General features: G+C 57.2%; 13 protein-coding genes. 5 read left to right on the top strand and 8 right to left on the bottom strand.

Annotation, left to right across the window (positions count from 1 at the left end; translation table 11 throughout):
* Positions 1-65: 65 nt before the first annotated feature.
* Genes rfbA through rfbC form a run of 4 tightly spaced genes read right to left on the bottom strand, consistent with a single transcriptional unit; the run spans position 66 to position 3,495 of the window.
* On the bottom strand, positions 66-959 hold the full coding sequence (gene rfbA, locus IVB28_RS11715) for a glucose-1-phosphate thymidylyltransferase RfbA (protein WP_346730728.1): 894 nt from the start codon (positions 957-959) through the stop codon (positions 66-68).
* Positions 868-1,857 carry a dTDP-4-dehydrorhamnose reductase gene (gene rfbD, locus IVB28_RS11710; protein WP_247526350.1) on the bottom strand — a complete coding sequence of 330 codons (990 nt, stop codon included), beginning with the start codon at positions 1,855-1,857 and terminating at the stop codon, positions 868-870. The genes rfbA and rfbD overlap by 92 nt, the downstream gene beginning before the upstream one ends.
* 7 nt (positions 1,858-1,864) lie before the next feature.
* Positions 1,865-2,923 carry a dTDP-glucose 4,6-dehydratase gene (gene rfbB / locus IVB28_RS11705; protein WP_247526349.1) on the bottom strand — a complete coding sequence of 353 codons (1,059 nt, stop codon included), beginning with the start codon at positions 2,921-2,923 and terminating at the stop codon, positions 1,865-1,867.
* Between the two features lie 14 nt (positions 2,924-2,937).
* A complete protein-coding gene (gene rfbC / locus IVB28_RS11700; protein ID WP_247526348.1) occupies positions 2,938-3,495 on the bottom strand; it encodes a dTDP-4-dehydrorhamnose 3,5-epimerase in 558 nt (185 codons plus the stop codon).
* A gap of 355 nt (positions 3,496-3,850) precedes the next feature.
* Here rfbC and IVB28_RS11695 point away from each other — a divergent pair, with 355 nt between their 5' ends.
* From IVB28_RS11695 to IVB28_RS11685, 3 genes are all read left to right on the top strand, one after another.
* Complete coding sequence (locus IVB28_RS11695) at positions 3,851-6,187, top strand: AAA family ATPase (protein WP_247528518.1); 2,337 nt, start codon at positions 3,851-3,853, stop codon at positions 6,185-6,187.
* A 67-nt stretch (positions 6,188-6,254) separates the two neighbouring features.
* Positions 6,255-8,258, top strand: coding sequence for a hypothetical protein (locus IVB28_RS11690; RefSeq protein ID WP_247526347.1), 2,004 nt, complete (start codon positions 6,255-6,257; stop codon positions 8,256-8,258).
* A gap of 105 nt (positions 8,259-8,363) precedes the next feature.
* On the top strand, positions 8,364-9,833 hold the full coding sequence (locus tag IVB28_RS11685) for an exopolysaccharide biosynthesis polyprenyl glycosylphosphotransferase (RefSeq protein ID WP_247526346.1): 1,470 nt from the start codon (positions 8,364-8,366) through the stop codon (positions 9,831-9,833).
* Positions 9,834-9,894: 61 nt separating this feature from the next.
* On the opposite strand, the gene IVB28_RS11680 is transcribed toward IVB28_RS11685, so the two are convergent.
* Entirely contained in the window at positions 9,895-10,260 is a 366-nt protein-coding gene (locus tag IVB28_RS11680) for an H-NS histone family protein (RefSeq protein WP_247526339.1), read from the bottom strand.
* Positions 10,261-10,968: 708 nt separating this feature from the next.
* On the opposite strand from IVB28_RS11680, the gene IVB28_RS11675 reads away from it, so the two are divergent.
* On the top strand, positions 10,969-11,352 hold the full coding sequence (locus tag IVB28_RS11675; RefSeq protein WP_247526337.1) for an H-NS histone family protein: 384 nt from the start codon (positions 10,969-10,971) through the stop codon (positions 11,350-11,352).
* Positions 11,353-11,422: 70 nt separating this feature from the next.
* Here IVB28_RS11675 and IVB28_RS11670 read toward each other — a convergent pair whose 3' ends face one another.
* The 3 genes from IVB28_RS11670 to IVB28_RS11660 form a co-directional block, all read right to left on the bottom strand.
* Complete coding sequence (locus tag IVB28_RS11670) at positions 11,423-12,439, bottom strand: nucleotidyltransferase family protein (protein ID WP_247526335.1); 1,017 nt, start codon at positions 12,437-12,439, stop codon at positions 11,423-11,425.
* A gap of 37 nt (positions 12,440-12,476) precedes the next feature.
* Entirely contained in the window at positions 12,477-13,595 is a 1,119-nt protein-coding gene (locus tag IVB28_RS11665) for a serine/threonine protein kinase (protein WP_247526334.1), read from the bottom strand.
* A gap of 213 nt (positions 13,596-13,808) precedes the next feature.
* Positions 13,809-14,054, bottom strand: coding sequence for a hypothetical protein (locus IVB28_RS11660; RefSeq protein WP_247526332.1), 246 nt, complete (start codon positions 14,052-14,054; stop codon positions 13,809-13,811).
* 684 nt (positions 14,055-14,738) lie between these two features.
* Between IVB28_RS11660 and IVB28_RS11655 the strand changes: the two genes are divergently transcribed.
* On the top strand, positions 14,739-14,954 hold the full coding sequence (locus IVB28_RS11655; protein WP_247526330.1) for a hypothetical protein: 216 nt from the start codon (positions 14,739-14,741) through the stop codon (positions 14,952-14,954).
* Positions 14,955-16,387 lie beyond the last annotated feature (1,433 nt).

The following is a 16,387-nucleotide window of genomic DNA, read 5'->3' as shown; positions in this document are numbered from 1 at the left end:
TATTTTAATCTTCTTTAAACAACTCGTCAATTAAATGCGCGCACATTTAACACAGTTCCAAACAATTATTGAATGGCCTCAAAGCGAGGCGGTAGCCGGATGATTTCGTTCAGATATCTGCCGTAGCCGCTCTTCTCCAACGGTTGCGCCAGCGCGAGAAGCTGATCACGATCGATAAAGCCAAGCCTGAAGGCGACCTCCTCGAGGCAGGCAATCTTCATTCCCTGTCGCTTTTCCAGAGTCTGCACGAACGTCCCGGCATCAATAAGCGATTCAACCGTGCCGGTGTCCAGCCAGGCGAACCCTCGCCCCATGCGCTCAACATGTAGCATATTGGCCGAAAGATAGCGCATCTGAAGATCGGTAATCTCGAGCTCTCCGCGGGACGATGGCTCGACGCGACGAGCGTAGCGGACAACGCGACTGTCGAAAAAATACAGACCCGTAATCGCCCAATTCGAAGCTGGCCGTCTGGGTTTCTCCTCAATCGATACTGGACGGTCCGCCTCGTCAAACGCGACGACGCCATATCGTTCTGGGTCCCTCACGTGATAAGCAAAAACTGTTGCACCTTCCTCACGCCCTGCCGCCCTGGCAAGCAGTTCGCTCAGGCCATCGCCGAAGAAGATATTGTCTCCAAGCACCATCGCCACACGATCGCTGCCGATGAAATCGGCACCAACAATGAAGGCGTCTGCGAGACCGGCGGGACGGGTCTGTTCCGCGTATGTGAGCCGAAGGCCCCATTGGCTGCCGTCCCCCAGCAACCGCTCGAACTGACACCGGTCTGCCGGCGTGGTAATGATCAGAATTTCGCGGATCCCTGCCAACATCAGCGTTGACAGGGGATAATAGATCATTGGCTTGTCATAGATCGGGAGCAACTGCTTGCTGACCACGCGCGTGATCGGATAGAGGCGCGTTCCGCTGCCGCCAGCCAGGACGATTCCCTTCAGCATCGGTATCTCCTCCTCCGACCAGTTGGTCAAGACAGGCTTCGAGTGAATGGCGCCAGGGTGCCAGTCGAATTCCGAACACCCGTTCGGCCTTGGATGAATCCAGGCGCGAGTTTCGAGGTCGACGCGCAGCGGTCGGAAACTCTTCAGTCGTGATCGCCTCAAGCGCCGGAATCCGCGCTCCGCGGCGGGAAAGCTCGTCGAGGATTGCCTTCGCAAAGTCGTGCCAGCTTGTCTCGCCTTGACCGGCGAGATGAAAGATGCCGGCCGCGGCCCTGCGATCGACTGTTACTGGCCGTTCTGCGATCTGAAGGACAGCCTCCGCAAGATCGTATGCGTAGGTCGGATTTCCGTGCTGGTCCCGGACAACCCTTACGATGGGCTGCGTCTCACATAAGCGCAACATCGTTCGAACGAAGTTGCTGCCATAGGCGCTGTAGAGCCACGAGCATCTGATCACGGTCGCGAGCGGATGCGCGGCCAATACAGCAGCTTCGCCGGCAAGCTTCGACGCGCCATAGACATTTAACGGCGCGGGAATGTCGCTTTCGTCGTACGCATCCGGTTTTGCGCCGTCGAACACATAGTCGGTCGAGAGATGGATGAGTGGAATATTCATCTGCCAAGCGACATTTGCCAGCGTTGCCGCACCATCGCGGTTGATGCTGAACACCTTCGCCGCTTCAGATTCGGCCCGATCGACTGCCGTATAAGCGGCCGTATTTATGATTGCAGACGGCGCGATCGATGCGATGAGCTTGTCGATCCCTTCGCGGTTCTCCAGATCGAGTTCTCGGTGCCCGAGAGCCACCGCAGGCAGACCGCGCATTGCAGCGAGGTTACGAAGACACTTTGCCAACTGACCGTTCCGCCCGGCAATGAGGATGGGTCGATCTGTCATCTTCACCTCAATGCTGAGTAGCGAGCAGGCCCAGACGCGAGCCGTCATAGATACCGCAGCGAGCACGCTGCCACCATGCACGATTGTCGAGATACCATCCGACTGTTTCGGCCAGGCCATGTTCGAAGGTTCTCGTCGGTTCCCAGCCCAGTTCGCGATGTGCCTTCGACGCGTCGATCGCATAGCGCGCATCATGTCCTGGACGATCCGGCACGAACCTGATGAGAGATCGTCTCGCTCCCGCGCCCGGGGATAACCGATCCACCACGTCACAAATCCGGGTGACCACCTCCAGGTTGGATCGCTGGCCATCTCCGCCGAAATTGTACTTCTCGCCCGGTCTTCCTTCGTACAGCAGTCTTATCAAGCCAGCGGCGTGATCATCGACATGAAGCCAGTCGCGGATATTTCTGCCGTCGCCATAGACGGGTAGCGGCTTCCGGTCGAGCGCATTGAGGATCGTCAGCGGGATGAGCTTTTCCGGGAACTGGTACGGCCCGTAATTGTTCGAACAATTCGATACGATGACCGGCAGACCGTAGGTTCGAAACCACGCGAGTGCGAGGTGGTCCGAGGCCGCCTTGCTCGCCGAATACGGCGAACTCGGCCTGTAGGGCGTGTCCTCGCGAAACAAGTCCTCGGGCCCCAATGACCCGTAGACTTCGTCTGTCGATACGTGGATGAAGCGGAACCGCTTCCGCCGTGGAAGCGGCAGACGTTCGTAGTAGGTCCTGGCCGCCTCCAACAGCGTGTAGGTACCAACTATATTGGTGCTGACAAAGGCCTCGGGTCCGGTGATCGAACGGTCGACGTGGCTTTCGGCGGCCAGGTGTATGATCGCATCCGGCTCGTAGTCGGCGAACGCGAGACCCATAGCCTCTCGATCGCAGATGTCGGACTGCAGGAATGCATAAGACCCCAGCCCCTCGATGCTCGCCAGCGAAGTCAGGTCGGCTGCGTAGGTCAACTTGTCGATGTTGACCACCGCGGCACTGGCCTGCAGCACCAGCCGGCGACACACAGCAGAACCGATAAAGCCCGCTCCGCCGGTCACCAAGATACGCATTCTACTCATCTCCACTATTCGAAAACGCAAGCAAGCTGGTTGAGCGCAGGAAGAGTCTGGTCCTTTGGCGATATCTGAGCCTCTGACGGTGTGAAGGGCCATTTGATCGCTAATGCGGGATCAGCCCAGTAGACGCCGCCGTCGTGGCTGGGGGCGTAGACATGGTCGACCTTGTACAAGACGACGGTCTTAGGCTGCAGGGTACAGAACCCATGCGCGAATCCCTTCGGAATGAACAACTGCTCACCGCTTTCGCTATCCAACTGGATGGCGATGTGCTTGCCGAAGGTGGGCGATGAACGCCGGAGATCAACGGCAATATCGAGAATGGCCCCGTTCAACACCCGTATGAGCTTGGCCTGCGCGAAAGGCGGTCGCTGAAAATGCAAGCCGCGCACCGTGCCGATCCGATCTGAGCTGGACTGATTATCCTGCACGAAGTCATGGAGAATTCCCTTCTCAGCAAAAGCCGATCTCTGAAAGGTCTCACAGAAGTAGCCGCGGGCATCGGAAAACCGATCTGTTCGAATTACTTTGACATCAGGGATCGCCAAGGATCGCAGTTCCAGCATTGGGCACCTCCGGCCGGCCCTCAATTTCGCTTATCCCATCGGCGTTCGTTTGACGGACCAAAAATATCAAACGGAATTTAATTAGCCACCCGCAATCCGTCTCGGACCGCTCACATTATTCTCGACGCAAATGCCGGCCAGACCATAACCTGTAGAACATACTATATTTTACCAGAGCTAGATCGAGAATGGCCCGCGCCGCCGATATTTACGATTTCATTCTCATTAATATATTATTTATTTAATTTGGCAAGCGGATTTTTATATGCATATAATCTCCCGACGCTTGCGCGCTCCCTAAACGTGGGCCTGCGGGCGAGCGGCCCAACGTGACCCACCGTCGGACAGGTACGTGATGCTCCAGAACAATCTTCGACACACCGCTAGCGTACGGCTGCCTGTGACCGGGCTGGCCCAACCCGTTCAGGCGGATAGCGGGGGAATTAGTGACGTCATCAATCTCGGCATCGGGCTTCTGCGACGGCAATATGTCATGATCCTGGTCACTGCCGGGCTCGTAACTGCAGCCAGCCTGCTCTATCTCCGGCTGGCGTCTCCAACCTATACCGCACAGGTTCAGATCCTGTTGGCTAATCCCAAGCCTCAATTCGTCCAGCAGCAATCACTTATCGCCGAGCCGGCTTTCGATCTCAGCCAAATCGAAACCCAGCTTCAACTCCTTAGATCAAAGGCCACTGCGGTGGCGGTTATCGACCAGTTGAAACTGGCGGACGATCCGGACTTGAACGGGGCAGGGCTGTCTTTACAGTCGCTCTGGCAGCGAATTCGGTCTTGGGCCTCGCCTGGGCCGAAGAAAGATGGCCCACTCGATACGCAGACCGGATCGTCGGACGCACTCGTAGACGCATTTTTGAGCCGGCTTTCAGCAGGGCGTGTCGGGTACAGCAACGTCATTGAGATCAATTTCAATTCGAGCAACCCAGCCCGAGCCGCGGAGATCGTCAACGCGGTAGCCAATACTTATGTTGCGGACCAGCTCAATGCAAAATTCGATGCCAATCGCAGGGCAACAAGCTGGCTGCAGGACAGGCTGCGCGATCTGGGGGACCAAGCCCTTGCTGCTCAACGTGCCGTCGACGCCTACAAGACCCAGAACAATATCGTGTCCTCGGACGGAAAGCCCATCGAAGAACAGCAGATCACCGAACTCAACAATCGATTGGGTGCTGCACGCGCCCAGATCTCCGAGGCCGCGGCCAAGCTGGCTCGCTACGAAACTCTCCTCGCCTCAGATCCGACAAAGCCGTCCTCGATGGGCAATCTGGATGCTGTCGGGACCGATGCGACGAACAGTCAGATTATTACGGCGCTGCGTCAGCAGTATCTAGAACTTGCGAGGCGTGAGGCCGAGTTGTCGGCCAGGGTGGGGCGCGACCACCTGGCAGTTGTCAATATCCGGAACCGGGAGCGGGAATTCCGCGTCTCCATTTTCGACGAAGTCAAAAGACTTGCCGAAGTCAGCCGAAGCGAGTTCGAACTCGCCAACCGGAGGCAGCAAGAAATTGAAAAGCAGCTGTCTGCGGCCGTTTCGCGGTCCCGCTCAGTCAATTCGGCTGAGCTGACTATCAAGGACTTGGAAAGCCGGGCAAGGGGCTTGCGTAGTTTGTACGAGACCTTCCTGCAGCGCTACATGGGATCCGCACAGCAGGAGACATTTTCTATCTCAGAAACGCGGGTACTTTTTCCCGCTTCGCCGCCGGCGAGCAAGAGCAAGCCGAAGACAAGGCTGGTACTGGCGCTCGGCATTCTCGGCGGTCTCGCGTTGGGCGTCGGCTTGGCGCTCCTGAGAGACCTCATGGACCGCGTCTTTCGGACCTCTTCACAAGTGGAAACTGTGTTGGAATTGCCTTGCATATCTCTGGTCCCATTGTTGCCGGCCCGCAAATCCGCGAAGCTACCAATTCGCTCCCAGCCAACCGATGATGATGTTCAACAACGGATAATTCCGTCTCCGACGGCAATTCATCGAACCGTGGTCGGGATGCCGCTATCTCGATATACCGAGGCAATTCGTTCTATCAAGCTAGCCATCGACCACAATCCGGCGAAAATTTCCTCTCAGGTCATCGGCATTACCTCGGCCCTGCCGAATGAGGGCAAGACTACGATTGCAGCTTCGCTCGCGCAATTGATCGGGCACACCGGCAAGAAAGTTATCATCGTCGATTGCGACCTCAGGAATCCGTCACTTTCTGCGATCTTTGCGCCCAAGGCTGTCAACGGAATCATCGAAGTTGCAAACGGCAGCCGATCCCTGGCGGACACAATTTGGCGAGATCCCACGACCAACCTTGCGTTTCTTCCCGGCGTGCGGCGGGGACCGCTGCTTCACACCAGCGAAATTCTGTGCGCCGACGCGATAAGCAAGCTGTTCGACCGTTTGCGAAATGACTATGACTACATCATCGTCGACCTTCCTCCCCTGACCCCCTTGGTTGATGTCCGAGCCACTTCGTCTCTAATTGACTGCTACATTCTAGTCGTGGAATGGGGCCGGACCAAAATCGATGTCGTGCAGCACGCTCTGCACACCGCACCCAACGTTCACGAATCGCTGATAGGGGCAGTTCTCAGCAAAACGGATACCAAGGCAATGGCTCGATATGACGGACATCGGAGCTACTACTATCATGACAGCCACTACATCCGTTACGGCCTTTCTGGCTCTTGAGGCTGTCTCCTAGCCGCCTGCACGTTCTCCGGCCAGCGGAGTGGCCGCACCACACCATGGTGTTTACATGATTTTCCGGCTTGTCATGTCAGCCGAGTTTGTGGCGATCACCGCGGCGCTCGCAATGCCGGAAAGCCTGCAAAGCTTGGGATTGGCATCATTCATACTAGCAACAGCCGCGCTGGTTGTAGCGATCTTTCCATCCCCCGCCTCCGGGGTCGCCAAGGTGCTCCGGCCTGCTGCCGTCGTTGTGCTCGCGGCTCCGGCCCTCTGGATGGCGCTACAGGCGGTGCCGATGCCTATGGACACGCTCGGCAATCCCATCTGGGCAACGGCTTCGGCGGCCCTAGGCAAGCCCCTCACCGAAACGATCACAGTCGACAAGGGGGCGACTATGCTCTCGCTCGCGCAGTATGGCGCTGTTCTCGCCGCGGCCCTCGTCACTGGGGTCATCACGCTTGACCGATATCGTGCAGCGCAAGTCCTGCATATTCTACTGTCGATAGCCACGATTGCCACGGCCATATGGTTCGGCAAGAAAACTGACGGTATCGGCGGGGCCGATGGCTCAACCGTCGCAGTGCTCGGCGTCTTGTTCTCCTGCGCGACGGCAATACGCGCGGCCGATCAGATAGCGCGACACAGTCGGCCAGGAACAATTGCGCCAGCTCCGCTCCTTGTTCTGTCCACCGCGACCATCGCAATGATTGTCTGCTTGGCCGCGCTGCTCGTTCGGACCAACTCCACCGCCGTCATCGCCGCCCTCCTCGGATCAGGAATCTTGCTCTCGGTGTTCGCAATTCGCAGGTGGTTCTTGGGCTTGTGGGGTACCGCCGGCGTTTTCGCAACCGCCGCAATAATCTTTGTTGCCAGCGCAACGGTCATTCCGTTTAGGACGAACACCGATGTGACGATCGCCTTGTCAACGAGCAGCCAGATCGCGACGGAACGGATGCTCCAGGACGTCAGGCCGGCGGGATCCGGTGCCGGCGCTTCGACGGTCCTTTTGCCGCTTTATCGGGACATGGGAATTGGCGCCCCGCGAGAACGGCCAACGGCTGCCGCCGCAATGGTTATAGACATGGGCTCGGCGTTCCTTTGCGGCGTTGTAGCTATAGCGATGCTCGCCGCTTGTATTCTGATCAGGCGTTCTCTTTCACGAGCTTACGACTACGTGTACCCGGCCTTGGGCGCCGGCGCTTCGATTGCACTGACGATACTGGCCTTTGCCGACCATGGAATTCTGAGTTTGGGAGCATCGCTTTTGGTCGCTGCGCTTTTTGGACTGGCGTTCGGTCAAAGCGTCTCCGGTGCGGGCCGTGAGGCCATGTCCTTGGAGTCGAAAGAGGCTTCGGACCGGATGGCCGGTCCAGTTCCGGCATCTCGTCCAAGGCTCGCGCCAGCGTTTCTCACCCTTTGGCCGCGCGTTGCCCTGGCGGTGCTTGGAATAGCGCTGATCATACCGACGATATGGATGATCCTCCCAGGGTGGTATCTCGGAGGTCAGTCTTCGTTAGCGGCAGCTATTTCGGCCGCAGCAGGATGGCCGAACGAGATCTCGAAACCAGTTTCGGTTGCGGCAGCGCATGAAGACTTTTGGATCCGAGGGGAATCACGATCAGGTAAAGATCCGGCTCTCGCCGCGGACGAGCAAAAAACGGAACTTCCGGCAGCGTCGAATGCGTTTGCCCGCGCGCTACGCTCGTCGCCGCTCCGCGGCGACATTTGGCTCATGCTCGCGGCGGCGTCGAAACAGAATTCGATCCAGACGGCAGCCATGCTCAAGATGTCATACTATACTGCGCCGAATGATCTGGATCTGCTTCCGCTAAGGCTATCCGTCGCACTCGCTACAGATGCCGTGGTACGGGAGCTTGAATTTCGAGACTTGATCAAGCGGGACGTCAGCCTCGTCGTTACGCGTCGACCTGCTATCAGACCAGCGCTTGTGGCCGCGTACCGATCAGCCTCGGCCGAGGGGAAGATCTATCTCGAGAACCTGATTTCGGAACTCGATCCGACCTATCTCGACAACATGCGCGCGCGGAACTCGCGGCAGGGATCTAGATAGGATCCTCCGAGCAGCGACATATTTAAACGTCTAAAACCACGATTTTTCTTGATAAATTAGACCAATTAATAATATATTAAATATTAACTAGCTGGTGACCAGACAATGAATTTCGTGAACCGACATTTCCCCGATCGGGAGGTTACGGATCGTGTCAGTCCCGGACCGATAGTATCCCACCAACACAAATGGCCTCTCCGTTACGACTCGATCGAATACGTGGCGCTCTGTGCGGATGTTGCGACTATTATTTTTGCGAGCGTCGTTTCGACGTGGCTGTGCCAAACTCAGAATGGGTGGGCTGCAGGCGACTTAAGCAACGCACTAGGCTTGGCGCTAGTAAGCGCAGCATGTCTTGTTTGTCTGTTGAAGACCCACGGCCTTTATCGGCCAGCTGAGCTTCTTGTCCTCCGAAGTCAGATGCGCGCCGTCTGGATCGCATGGGCGTCATTGTTGCTCTTGATATGGGCCGGGTGCGGCTTTGCAATTGGTCCCGGCTCTTCTCACCAAGCAGGGTCACTTTTCGCTGTCCTGGGCCTGGGCTTGCTTCTGGCCGAGCGGTGGGGAGTGAGAGCGCTTCTGGGAAGAGGCTTGAGCGGCAGAAAATTCGCCACCACAAACATTGTTCTGATTAGTGACCAGTCGCCATCGAAAGACGCCGGACTGTCTGAAACGCTGGCGATGCATGGTTATTCTGTCCGAGGCCGGTTCAGCTTGCCCCCAATCGGCTTCGGTCCTGCCTGCCGAAGGCGGCTTACAGCTCGCGTGATCGACCACATTCGCAGTTCCGAGTTCGACCAGGTGGTGGTGGAAGCGGACCCGGAACGGTGGCCCGAACTTCGGGCCTTCGTTGCCGACTTGCGGGTCTTGCCGCTACCGGTCGTGTTCGTGCCGGTCGGTACGACATCCGAACTGCTTCGACATCCTACGCGAACTCTTGGAAGTACCGTTTGTGTTGAACTCCAGCGTGGGCCGCTTACGCAGCTGGACTGTGCGACCAAACGAATCATTGATATTTTCGGCGCCGCGCTCGCCTTGACGATACTTGCCCCGCTGCTTGTGCTGGCCGCACTTGCAATCAAGCTGGACTCGCCCGGCCCCATATTCTTTCGACAGCAACGCTGTGGTTTTAATGGCCGGATCTTCCTGATCCGCAAATTCCGGACGATGCATGTGCTCGAGGACGGGCCCGCGATCCTTCAGGCCCGTCGCCTCGACCGACGGGTGACACGCGTCGGCAAATGGCTGCGACGGACAAGCTTCGATGAACTGCCACAGCTGTTAAATGTGCTCGACGGCAGCATGTCGCTGGTAGGTCCGCGTCCTCATGCCTTGGCTCATGACGGAGAATTTGACAAGCTCGTGCGGAACTACGCCCTACGCCGTAGGGTCAGGCCAGGCTTGACCGGATGGGCCCAGGTCCATGGCTGCCGCGGTCCAACCCCCACAGCCATCACGGTCGAAACACGCGTACAATACGATCTCTGGTACATCGACAACTGGAGCCTTCGGCTTGATCTCGTAATCCTGCTGCGAACTCCCCTCGAAGTGCTGCGGGGACGCAACGCCTATTAGGCCACAGGATCACGGCACTGCGGCCGCCATTTAACCACCCCGTCGAACAGTGCAGATTAGGTTACGCGCGCTGACGAAGCTTTGGACTTGCATCCCCTATGCGAAAGTCCTCAATTCTCCGGCCAGATTTCATGGCAGCAACCAACCACCGCGGCCGCTTGCCGCGCCCCGACCAGGTCTCGGAGGTCTGCGGGTTCCGGTATTTCGGCAGCACACGCGGATATTTTCGTCTCGCCTTGGCAGTCGGAGACACGCCCGGTCCGCTTGCCGCCAAAGCAGCCACCCCGCCCCCGAGAACCGCCAAGCGCTTCTCCAGTTCGTGCTTTTCTGCCTTAATTCGGTCCGATAAGATCCCGCTAATTTCCTCATGAAGCGACCAGAGATCGTCAAGGGACATTGATTCTAACTCGAGTTTCTTAGCTGGCATGCTCGCATCCTGTAGTTGCGCCAAACTTAATATGCCCCGGATCGACATTAATCAAGATGGTGAACTAGATTTACCCAACAAAATGTATGGAACCGTACTCAAATCTCATCCCCAGATAACTGCGTCGCAGCAATCAATCAAGCCGAAACATGGGGTATCCGCATAAATTAATTGCGGAGCGGGTAAATTCACACGTGTAGCGGGCAGCCTGGAACCATTCAAGCGAACTGATATGATGGGATCACATCAAGCGCTTTACGCGTCATCCGCGACGCAATATTCTCGATGAATATGGTTGGCGTAGGCTGTCCTTTGTTTTGGGCAATCTCGATATTGCAGCCTTCGGGTATGCACGAGCGCCAACGAACTCAATGTCCCTCAGCGCTAGCCGCCTGAACTCGATTTGAGCTTCAGGTCCCGAATGTCCGAGGGGCCAGCTGGGAAGGATGCTCCGACCGTGCCGCCGAGAGGAACTCGATTGAGAGACTCCCCTTTCTTGCTTTGCAGCAAGTCGTTGATCTGCCTACCCCCCATTTAATAAAATAACCCTAGTAATAGTTATTAAATAATATACTATTTATTTATTCTAGCGTCGATTTGAAGCACTGGCTTTGGTCCATCGTTGATTTGGGCGTTCGGGCAATGATGTGCTCGTAAGCTGAGGATGACAGATGTATCAGACGTCAGTCAAACGGTGACGAGAATGCTATGCGTCGGCAAGATCTCGAAGCCATGGACTTTGAGGAACTCTGGCTCCTTCACGAAGAGCTGACCAAGATGCTTGCCGAAAAGATCACAGTCGAGAAGCGAGAACTCGAAAAGCGTCTTGCGCAACTCAACCAGCCGGATCAATTCGGTGAAACTGAACGCCGGCTCGCCAACGCCGGAACGAGCGAGCCGCCGCGCCGCAAATACCCGAAAGTCGTACCAAAATACTTCAATCCACTCCGCCCGACGGAGACTTGGTCGGGGCGTGGCAAACAGCCTCGTTGGCTAGTTGCCGCGCTCCAATCGGGGCACACGCTCGAAGAGTTCAGGATTCGCGAGAACGACGAGTCGTCCGATCGGAATGCCGGTGGACAAGGGCAGTGACTCCGCGCAACTGCAGACATGTCGCTTGCTAGAACTGTTTGGCCTTGAAGGCGTGCGAGCGTTGCTGGCTTTACACCTTTCCGACACGAACGGCGGTGGCGGCCCTCAACAGGAACTGTAAGGTGTCCGTTCTTGGGACGGACCACAATCCAGGCCGACCGGTTTGCGTGCAACCAGAGGTCGCCCGCCGGTAGCTTCTGAGATCCAGGACCGTCATTGCGAGGAACGGCACACGTGTGGCCGGAAAGCGCGCTTGCATTAATTGTCGCATGAACTGCAGACGAGGAATCAGCCGGGTGCGCATTGAGCGCGGGATATCGACCCCAAGCAGCGCAGCAAGGGCGAGCAGTTGGGTTTCGACCGCGTTTTTCATCAGTTCGCCGGAGACATGAGAGGCAAGGTCCTGCCAGTCCAGCCCTTCGGAATCACTCAAGTCGCGCAACTCAACCAGATGCCGCAGATCGAGTTGGCCAAGCCAGTAGCCGTAGTCTTGAAACTGATCGTGGATGATCAACATCAGCGCTCGATAAGTGGGCGTCGGGACGTACACGCGTCCCCGCCCCAGCAGCGAGGGGACGCAATGGTTCAGGGCATGTCCGGGGCCAGCATAGAGGTACGCGGGGCCTGGAGCGGCCCGTTGCAGATCGATGGTTCCGACATCCCGCGGTCGACCTAGCTCGACATACCATCTCCGGCTTTCGGGGCGCGCTTGATCATGAATTTCATAGCCAATTGCGGCCAGAGCGGCGACTGCCCTTTCAGCTTCGTCCGGCACGACCATGATGTCCAGATCGGACATCAGCCGAACTCCTCGCCGCTCGACAGGTGCTGTGGCTAGCGTTGCCGCACCTTTGAGCAACACCGGCGTAACCCCCTGGCCGTTTATCGCAATGACAGCCTCTTCCAATTGATTGGCCAACCGGTCGTTGCGCAGCACGTTTCGACGATGGATCTGGCGGATATAGGTGCACACGTCCTCCGGCAACACCGATGCAAATTGATCGACGAAGTCAATGAGCGCAGGCGTCGTCAACGTCTGGTTTGCGAGCCCGATGACGGAGGTCCACTCCACCTCGACGGGCGGCATGCCTCGCAAGCAGTTGCATAGGCTTGTCAGTGCCGCACTATGCCTTGTCATTGCACAAGTCCATCAGCAGCTGTCGAGCCTGGGCCGATTCCGAATAGATAAGTTGGAACGATCGTGCGCGTGCAACAATCCGCTTCAAAGCGAAAAAGGCGGACTGCGACAGCTTCCCGTCTGCGGCAAAAGCGCCCTCAATGAGCCGCTTGATCGAATCAAGCTGATCCAGGGGGGTCAGCTCGACGGGGCCGCTTGCAACCCGGTTCAGAAAGATAATCCAGTTGGCAGAGAGGCTCCCATTGTGCGCATCCGGAATCGGCAAATACCGCACTTCGGCGCCATCGGACCGGCGGTGCGTCACGTCGTTCCCATCGCCATACAGTCGGGATAGCAACCGCCACGATCCCTGCTTGAGGGTGAGGGCAAATGGGATGCCGCAGATCGTTCCGTCAGCCCCAATCAGCGCAACGTCATCGCCGGCATACTGAAATCCAGCGTCTACCAGTTCTAGTGCAAGAGTCGACTTGCCGGCTCCCGGTTGGCCGCACAGCAGCAAGCCCATGCCGCACTTTGCAAGAGAAGCGGCGTGGAGCGCGAAAGCCCACTTATTGCTTCGGATAAGTCGCTCGGTGATGTGAGCTTTGATTGTAGGGGCCAGAGCTGCGGCTTCACATCTTTGGATGCTCGCGTCATTCCCGCGGAAGAATACTCGGTCGCCGAGCATCATTGTCTCGATCGCAATATCCTCCTCCTCCTCGCCGCTGTCGTCCGTAACACAAAATAGCGAAATCAACTGTTGCGAGAGCTCCCGATTTGCAGCCCGGACGCTGATCCTGCGCTGACCAAGAACCGTTGAGAAGGCACAATCGGCCGACATTCGCCAGCCGAGATCGAGCACCCCTCGATCGATCCAGACGTTCATCGCCTGCCATGTGAACTCGAGCGCTGCGCGCTCGCCAATGCCTAGCTGCCCGAGTTCCTGATGGACGTCTTCCAAAGAAGCGCCTTCTGCCAACTTGCACCAAATGAATGCCCCTAGCTGGTCCAACTCATAGAGCTTCTGCCTTGTCTCGCTGAAAAGCACTGATCGACCGTCCACCAGCGCGAAGACTGCACCCGCGGCGGGTCTCAACACCATCTCTGCCAATGTTTTTTCCAGCATGGCTATGCCCGATATTAACGATATCTGTCTCGCCGCCGTGTCGACGCGGTGGCGACAACATCCTGCAATGTCCTGTCCGCGGCGCGCTCAAGCGAGCTGCAGTTGCCGAGGAAATTCGGCTTTATTGCCGTGCTGCAGCGGTGCAAATCCACCTTCAGTGCGGATGCACATCGCCTGACTGAGATTCGTTTCGAATGACCATACGGCCCCGGGTCACGCCGCCAGCTGACCACCCTCGTTCACCCCAGATGGAGAAATATTCAACACTTGTCCTCCGAGAAAGGTCGCCGGCGCGGTCAACCGGTGAGAGTCCAGCAGATAGCGGTAAAGTTCGCGAGCAGCGCTCCGCTCTCGTAGAACGCGCTCCCTCTCGCTGATGCTCGCTAGTTTCTCGCGCATTTGAGCCAACTGCTTCGCAGCCGAGGTGGAGTTGCGCTTCTTCTGGACTGATTGCTGCATCGTCTCCTCCGACCAAAAAAATGACGAAAACAGCTTACGCCATTGACAACGATTAACAACGATATTTATATGATCTCAATATAATCAATATTTATTTCATGTTTGAACCGGATGCAACCATTCAAATACCAAGAGCGGGTCCTGCGTAGAAATAACAGCGACCGAGAACAACGTCGCGAAAATCGCCGCGATGACCTTGGCCTCCTGCGCGCAAGACAGATAAAACTCGACGAGAGTCGCAAACCAGACCGACAGCGCAAGGCTTAATTTGCAGGATTAACTCCAACGACGAATATTTCGCTGACGAGAGTGGAGTGAACCAGTGATCGAATTAGCCAATTTGCCCATCACGGGCGACATGATCGTCTTCGTCGCGAGCGGCATAGCACGCGCAAAACTCCCACCCGCTCAGATTGGCCCATTTTCAGTGGCGCCCCAGGAGCTTTCGAGAGACGAATAATCAACGCCCGCGCTGCCGAGCCAAAGAGCGGCGGCGTCCAAGGAATCGCTCAAGCAGCGATCCGGCCGGTTGGAAAAACGTCGTCACGAGCAACCCGCCCTGCTCGAACAAGCACTCCCAGTGTGCGATGCCCCCCAAGTAACCCACACTGAGATGACGACGCACTCCAGCCGGCCGGTTCTCTTTCGTTCGACAACGAATAATAATTTCCTAGGGAGGCTCGCATGGGAATGATCATGGTCAAGTGTCCGCAAACCGGTCGCGCGATTCCTACTGGTATTAGGTCGGATCGTGAGGCTTTCCTGCGGAGCGTTGTGTTTTATGGCAATACTCGTTGCCCGGTCTGTCGCGCCAATCACAACTGGTTCGCTCGCGAGGCCTGGGTCGAGGAGCCAGCCGTGCGGCCCAGTGAGATATTCGGTGATGCGCCGCTGTGCTGATGCGTGGCGCGCTTCGGGAACAGACGCGGAGCCGACTGACTAGCTACACGGATTCGAGCGGATCGCCTCATTTTGCGCCACGCGTGCGGAGTTGACCTGGAGCGGCATTGCCGCCGCACCGGCTCGGAACTGGACTTGGTAAGGATCAGATGCCGGCAGGGTTGCGAAATATTTTGGCCTATCGTCGTAAAGCGAACTGACGCCCATATGAACCGTACGTTAAGCGTCACACCGGCGGGTCGGCGCAAACAAAGCTTCCGATCGCTGATCCTGCAAGGGCCTGTTTGGGGGTATTGTAGTGAGTAGCGGGGTTTGCGGCCGCTTGGCTGCTCTGCGACAAACGGCGATGGAGCTCGTTAGCCTGCTTGTTCAGTTGCAGAGGCTTCGGGAGCAAGTGCGAAGGGCGGAAGCGCGAAGCCTCGGAGAAAGGGCGAGACTAAGGTCGGCGTCGCGGATGCGTAGGCCCCGGTTTGCGACGAGTTGCCGCAAGCGGATTCAATGATGGCGAACGGCGCGCGTAATTCAGCGAGTTCGAAGACGATCGCCTTCGCGGACCGACTTTGAAGCCCCCGATTACCCTTTGGCACAGCTCCAAGCCGTTGGATCGCTCCCCAATGGAGCGTGCAGAAGTTCAAGGCCGGCCGATACGAGAGGCCTGCGGCTGAAAGAGGCTGCACTTGGATCCGCCATTGCGTCCCTTAAGCCCTGACTTTTTATCTGGCTATTTAGTTTTATAAAGCAGCACTTCATCTGAAAGACGAATTGAAAGCGAAGCGAAAATCGCTCGTGTCCAAATCGGATCGGGACTAGCGCCGCTGAACGTGAATTTAGTTATCCGATATAATCGTAATCAATCGGACGCAAAACAGAAAATAAGGTGGGGGAGAACTAGTGGGAGGAGTGGATGGAGAATATACGCCGCTTGCGCGCAATGGCGTCGCTGTGCCGACAGACTTCCGCGCATCGTCCTGATCGAAGCTGGAAGCTCCTCGCCGAAGCCGAGTTCTGGGAGCACTTGGCCGATGACATGCTTCGCGAGCATTTCGAACAATGCACGGCGAGCTCCTCGCTCCCACCGATCGGAGATGATCCGAATATCGCGAAATCAAGCGCGCGCATCACCGCCTGAATGCTCTCGCCTAACTCTAGACCTCGCTGGACTGTGCCGGCCGTCAGTCCTCTTCAAGGAGTCTCATACAGAAAAGCCAGCCGGCGCTCTCCAGTCGAGATCAATTGGAAACCACGCAAATTTCAAGTGAGCGGTCCGGCGCCACACAGATCTGAGCAGGTTGATGCCGTAGCGCGCTCGCCGCCCGGCTCGGCCGCTCGGACTCCTGAGTTCCGTTTGTTAGGTCGGGAATGCGCTTAGGCGAAACTGTCGTTCGCCGTTGGGTTTGCGCTTTGGCGTGCAGCACTTTCTCCCGAGCTCGTGC

It is taken from the genome of Bradyrhizobium sp. 199, assembly GCF_023073355.1.
Classification (GTDB): Bacteria; Pseudomonadota; Alphaproteobacteria; order Rhizobiales; family Xanthobacteraceae; genus Bradyrhizobium.
Note: the sequence above shows the minus strand (reverse complement) of the source record. Positions and strands in the feature narration are given on the sequence as shown.

Coding starts and splice junctions, on each gene's coding strand:
- rfbA (WP_346730728.1), bottom strand. CDS start 959: ATGCTGAAGGGAATCGTCCTGGCTGGCGGCAGCGGAACGCGCCTCTAT.
- rfbD (WP_247526350.1), bottom strand. CDS start 1,857: ATGACAGATCGACCCATCCTCATTGCCGGGCGGAACGGTCAGTTGGCA.
- rfbB (WP_247526349.1), bottom strand. CDS start 2,923: ATGCGTATCTTGGTGACCGGCGGAGCGGGCTTTATCGGTTCTGCTGTG.
- rfbC (WP_247526348.1), bottom strand. CDS start 3,495: ATGCTGGAACTGCGATCCTTGGCGATCCCTGATGTCAAAGTAATTCGA.
- IVB28_RS11695 (WP_247528518.1), top strand. CDS start 3,851: ATGCTCCAGAACAATCTTCGACACACCGCTAGCGTACGGCTGCCTGTG.
- IVB28_RS11690 (WP_247526347.1), top strand. CDS start 6,255: ATGATTTTCCGGCTTGTCATGTCAGCCGAGTTTGTGGCGATCACCGCG.
- IVB28_RS11685 (WP_247526346.1), top strand. CDS start 8,364: ATGAATTTCGTGAACCGACATTTCCCCGATCGGGAGGTTACGGATCGT.
- IVB28_RS11680 (WP_247526339.1), bottom strand. CDS start 10,260: ATGCCAGCTAAGAAACTCGAGTTAGAATCAATGTCCCTTGACGATCTC.
- IVB28_RS11675 (WP_247526337.1), top strand. CDS start 10,969: ATGCGTCGGCAAGATCTCGAAGCCATGGACTTTGAGGAACTCTGGCTC.
- IVB28_RS11670 (WP_247526335.1), bottom strand. CDS start 12,439: ATGCCGCCCGTCGAGGTGGAGTGGACCTCCGTCATCGGGCTCGCAAAC.
- IVB28_RS11665 (WP_247526334.1), bottom strand. CDS start 13,595: ATGCTGGAAAAAACATTGGCAGAGATGGTGTTGAGACCCGCCGCGGGT.
- IVB28_RS11660 (WP_247526332.1), bottom strand. CDS start 14,054: ATGCAGCAATCAGTCCAGAAGAAGCGCAACTCCACCTCGGCTGCGAAG.
- IVB28_RS11655 (WP_247526330.1), top strand. CDS start 14,739: ATGGGAATGATCATGGTCAAGTGTCCGCAAACCGGTCGCGCGATTCCT.